The organism is Hassallia byssoidea VB512170 (assembly GCF_000817785.2).
In the GTDB taxonomy this organism is placed as follows: Bacteria; Cyanobacteriota; Cyanobacteriia; order Cyanobacteriales; family Nostocaceae; genus Hassallia; species Hassallia carrinoi.
Window position 1 is genome coordinate 1 of the sequence record NZ_JTCM02000204.1, and the last position, 4,219, is coordinate 4,219.

At 40.5% G+C, this 4,219-nt stretch carries 1 protein-coding gene and 5 pseudogenes; 4 read left to right on the forward strand and 2 right to left on the reverse strand.

What is annotated here, in order from left to right; all coding sequences use genetic code 11:
* Positions 1 to 265: pseudogene (locus PI95_RS34700) on the forward strand (hypothetical protein); the annotation flags it as partial.
* Between the two features lie 342 nt (positions 266 to 607).
* On the opposite strand, the pseudogene PI95_RS34705 reads toward PI95_RS34700, so the two are convergent.
* A pseudogene (locus PI95_RS34705) lies at positions 608 to 1,280 on the reverse strand (cadmium resistance transporter).
* 206 nt (positions 1,281 to 1,486) lie between these two features.
* Between PI95_RS34705 and PI95_RS37695 the strand changes: the two are divergent.
* Positions 1,487 to 2,302 (forward strand): annotated as a pseudogene (locus PI95_RS37695) (IS982 family transposase).
* 29 nt (positions 2,303 to 2,331) lie between these two features.
* Here the strand turns inward: PI95_RS37695 and PI95_RS34715 are convergent.
* Positions 2,332 to 2,520, reverse strand: coding sequence for a hypothetical protein (locus PI95_RS34715; protein ID WP_039739053.1), 189 nt, complete (start codon positions 2,518 to 2,520; stop codon positions 2,332 to 2,334).
* Between the two features lie 480 nt (positions 2,521 to 3,000).
* Here PI95_RS34715 and PI95_RS34720 point away from each other — a divergent pair.
* Together PI95_RS34720 and PI95_RS34725 are read left to right on the forward strand one after the other, a co-directional pair.
* Positions 3,001 to 3,857, forward strand: a pseudogene (locus tag PI95_RS34720) (ATP-binding cassette domain-containing protein).
* A pseudogene (locus tag PI95_RS34725) lies at positions 3,814 to 4,128 on the forward strand (ABC transporter permease); the annotation flags it as partial. The pseudogenes PI95_RS34720 and PI95_RS34725, both read left to right, overlap by 44 nt.
* Positions 4,129 to 4,219: the final 91 nt, after the last annotated feature.

The following is a 4,219-nucleotide window of genomic DNA, read 5'->3' on the forward strand; positions in this document are numbered from 1 at the left end:
AATAGACAAAAATGGACAGCCTTCATCCGAGGATATCGTGGGGTATCGCGGATCTATAAAACAAGGCTGTCCATTTTTGTCCAGGTTCATTCCAAGGCACATACTAAGCACTATTTACACTGTAGATAAGCAAATTCAAATACAGCCTGATGGAAATATCCAGCTAGATGCAGAAGTTGAGCAGAGGTTACAGGATGTTGTACGCGATTTGGTAAAAGCCGTCAATATTTCTCCTGTCACGAAAGAAGTCGCTCATGCTGGTTAGCGCTTAATGTTTCTTCTCCCGGTTGCAAGTAGCAGATGGGTTATTCCTCCCCATTTGCTACTTTTCTCAATAATTGTTAATAAAGAGACGTTCCGCTGGAACGTCTCTACGAGGGTTACGATGTTTTTATTGGTGTTAATTAACCGGATATGATATTAGCCTTACCAATGGTCATCGTTCTAAATTGGATTTTTTAGCAAAATGTTATACTAAATAATAAATAAACTCTCTGTAAAAGTACTGCAAGATGTCGGGAAAGTTTTCATTTTGAAGTGCGATCGCTCTCAAGCGGGCACTTTGTGCGATCGCGCAACGACTCCCCAGCAGTATCGCTTGTCATGCTTAATTGTAAACCGATGAAAAACTAGGTATAAGTTGAAAGGTTCCACTTTTCATTAAGATAGAGAGTCCCAACCAGATTAATACAAAGGGAAAGATTTTCCGACCATAGCGGGCAAGAACTGGAGCCATGAGAGGATTACGAGTCATGTGGTAAGACATAAAACAGCACAATCCAACCGTAAAATAGCAAACACATAATATTAGGCCCAAACTGGGAAGATTACTACTAGCAAATAATGGTACATAGATTCCAATATTGTTTCCTCCATTGGCAATGGTGACAGCAGAGACGCGGTAAGTTTGGCGATCGCGCAAAATTGGAAATAGCGATTTTTTCTGACGCTGAGGTTTGCCAGCATCTAAGTTAACTGACACATCTTGCACTAGTTCTTCCTGATTTTCTCGACTCATGAGATGACTGATCCCAATTGCAATTGGAAGCAAACCTAGCAATCCAATCCACGCTTCACCGAAGAACTAGACCACCTAAGAAACCAGGGAGACTAGCAAATACTAAGGCAGTGAATCCCACAAATTCACCGACAATAACATGCTTGGGACGAAACGAACGATTGACTTTGCCAAAGAAAGCCGTCAAATACAAATTATCATCAAAAGTAGTTGCAAAAGCAGCAGAAATCCCGATAAGTGAAGTTCCAATTAACCAACTCATATTTGTTGCTCTCAATAATTCAATGTGTGTTCGTCCTAGTCCCTCCCCGTTTTTTCAGGTGAAGGCACATGATTGAGATTGTTTTGCTTGTTTTGCCTAGTAACCCAAGTTGCTAGTTATTCAGACAAGCGATCGCTAAAAGCACTTTAAGCAATAAAATCCCCTCCAGAGAGAAATGTGGGAGGGGTATATGCGTTTAGGAAACAATTGCTGTCTATGCTATCATTGATGACTTATTAAAGGCGATTGGGCATGACGAAGACTGCCGTCGAAATATGAGTGATGCAGAAGTTATCACAACGGTAATAATCGCCGCGATGTTCTTTAACGGTAATCATGAGTATTGCTTGCGGTTATATGAAAGACCACAACTTGATACCGCATATAAAGCGAAAAATCACGATTTAATCGACGGTTGCACGGTATATCAATGTTGATGAATGATCTGTTTCATCAAGTGGGAATGATACTGAAAGAGATTAGTGATGGTACTGAATATCTTTTAGACTCTTTCCCCGTACCAATCTGTGATAATATTCGGATTTTTAATGTCAAGTTAATCAAATCTGAAGAGTATAGGGGTTATATCGCATCGAAAAAACGTTATTTTTATGGAGTTAGAGTCCAGTTATTAACCACCAAAACTGGTATTGCAGTGGAATTTGTGTTTATGCCTGGCAGTGCTTCTGATGTGCGTGCATTAAACGCCTTAGCGTTAAATTTACCACCAGGCAGCGAAGTATATACTGATGCTGCATACACCGATTATACTGCCGAAGATGACCTCGAAGAAACTAGCAAAATATTCTTGAAAGTCATGCGGAAAAAGAATTCCAAGCGTCAAGATGAACCGTGGAATCAGTATATCAAGCAACATCCACCGGCATTACATTGAAACAGTGTTTAGTAGCATCACTTGTGTGTTTCCAAAATCAATCCACGTAGTTACATATCAAGGATTTATACTTAAGCTAGAAGCATTTATTTTTGCATTTACTCTCAAACAAGCTTTTCTGACTTAAGTAATCTATTATACTATTGTTCCATAACTCTAATGTTTGATTCGCAGCAAAGCAGTGGTTGAGCGTAGCTCAACCACTGCTTTGCTGTGAACCATCTCATCATTGTGACAACTCTGTAATTGATAACCCGCAACTTGGGTTAGTATCAGCAGACAAATCTTGTTCAGAAATTTGGGAGGCGATCGCGCTTCAATGAAAGAAGTGATTTTTTGCTGCAAAATACCTTGGCTTTATTTTAAATGAATATTATTCGTTTTTACTTAATAAGAGCAAATATTATTTATTTTTCAAACGATAAATAAAATTTATGAGTAACTTAACTATCCGTTTTAACATTGAGGCGAATTGATATGACCGCTATTCAATGAACGATGTATCAATCTTAAACGGCAACAACTTCTCATCAGACTATTTTGCAATTTTACGCGATCGCCTTCATCTACGCACCCATAGTAATGTGGCTGATAAGTTCTATCGCGCAATTGGTTTCACTCCACATATAGTGTACTCATAGGCTCGAACTAAAAAAGCGCACTTAGATTTGTTATTGTCTGACAACGGAAAATTACCGTCTATCTCTTTATGACCAGATAAAAAGCTGACTTTTTCTCAAAACAGGCTCTTGACTTCCACAGAATATATGAGAAGCTAATAATTAGATAACCTAAATATACCACCTTTGGAAGTGCATCCTACTCGTGACGAAACTAACGGGAAGAACCGATCGCTTGGAAATGCCTGCCGACTTTCCGAAAAGAGCGGTTATATTAGACACTCAGGAACTTACGCGCCGTTTTGACAAGTTTACCGCTGTTGATTCGGTGAATATCTCTGTAGAAGCAGGAGAAGTATTTGGCTTGCTCGGTCCGAATGGGGCAGGTAAGAGTACAGTCATCAAGATGTTGACAACTTTGCTACCTCCTACTACTGGAAAGGCAACCATCGCTGGCTATGATGTAACTCATCAGCAAGGTGCTGTAAGAAAAGTCATCGGCTATGTACCTCAAGCTCTTTCTGCTGATGGCAGTCTTACAGGCTATGAAAATCTCTTGATTTTTGCCAAGCTGTATGACATTCCCTCTAAATAACACAGAGAGCGCATCCATGATGTGTTGGCGTTTATGGGTTTGGAAGAAGCAAGCGATCGCTTAGTCAGAACTTACTCTGGTGGGATGATTCGCTTTTCTTGAAATTGCCCAATCCATCTTGCATCGACCGCAGATTATGTTTCTCGATGAGCCAACAGTCGGACTCGATCCAGTTGCTCGCAGCCAAGTTTGGAATCTTGTGCAGGAACTTCGTGCAGATTACGGCACAACCATATTTTTAACTACCCACTTTTTAGAAGAAGCTGATAGTTTGTGTAATCGGGTAGCAATTATGAATCGCGGTAAAGCGATTGCGACAGGTTCACCCAGCGATTTCAAAGCAGCTTTAGGTACAAACGCTACCTTAGATGATGTCTTTATTCACTATACAGGGGACGAATTAGCGTACCTAAGTTAGTTATCGTGACACAGCAAAAATCAGACGTAACGCTCGACGGTTGGGTTGAACCACGATCTACTCGTCGAGAAAATTTTATCTATGCGATCGCCCAACTAGTCAGCAAAACTCTTGTCTTAGCTGAACTAGAAGTGCGAAAACTTTGCCACGATCCCAGCGATTTGATTATCCGAAGCGTACAGCCTGCATTATGGCTATTAGTCTTTGGACAGGTTTTTACCCGAACTCGCGCTATTCCTACAGGGAACTTATCTTATTTAGACTTTATGACTCCCGGTATTTTAGCTCAAAGCGTGCTGTTTGTAGCAATTTTCACTGGGGCTTTCATAAAGTTATCCACGCATAGCGCCGTGGCAAATTCTGTGATCATCAATTTGTACCGAATTAGCTCGTAACCATTTGGCGCTCTCA